This window comes from Streptomyces coryli (genome assembly GCF_011044975.1).
GTDB lineage: Bacteria > Actinomycetota > Actinomycetes > Streptomycetales > Streptomycetaceae > Streptomyces > Streptomyces coryli.
In genome coordinates, this window is record NZ_JAAKZV010000603.1 from 1 (window position 1) to 601 (window position 601).

Sequence of the window (601 nt, forward strand, 5' to 3'; positions counted from 1 at the left end):
CCCGCAGCTCGATCGTGTGCCGCCCGCCCGGTGGCAGCTGCAGCTCCCAGCGGAGGAGCCCTGCCGACGCCACCGCGGTGTCCGGCGGCGGGTCCGCCGTCACCACGGACTGGGCGCCGGCCGCGGCCCACCGCAGCCCCGACTCCCACACCCCCGCGTCCACTTCTCCCCCTGCGGCGCCCGCGGCGATCGCTCCGAGCTCCGCGAGGTCCGTGCCGAGTTGGGCCTCCAGCTGCAGGCGGAGCGGGCGGGTGGCGCTGCTGAAGAGTGTGAGCCGCTCGAGGCCTGACGCGTTGCGCAGTCGCTCCAGGATGACGTCCGGGTCGGGGCCCGGCTCGGCGCCGGTGCGGACCGTGGCGATGAAGCGGGCCCGGCCTGCGGCGGTCATCCGGCCCTGCAGCGCGACCGGTTCGGCGCCGGAGACCCGCACCTGGCAGCGGGACAGCAGCCGGCGGCCGCCGTGGTAGAAGCCCTCGAGACCGCTGCCGTCGAGCTGGCCGTGCTCCGCGGAGACCGCGAACGCGGGCAGCGCCACGCACACCAGTGACGCATGCGCCGACGGCAGTGCCGCGGGCGGCGCGGCCGCTGGGGTGGACGGAGC

At 77.4% G+C, this 601-nt stretch carries 1 protein-coding gene; it reads right to left on the minus strand.

What is annotated here, in order from left to right; translation table 11 throughout:
* Nucleotides 1-601 (minus strand): glycogen debranching N-terminal domain-containing protein (locus G5C51_RS42400; protein WP_420824924.1); only part of this gene is annotated, 601 nt, incomplete at both ends.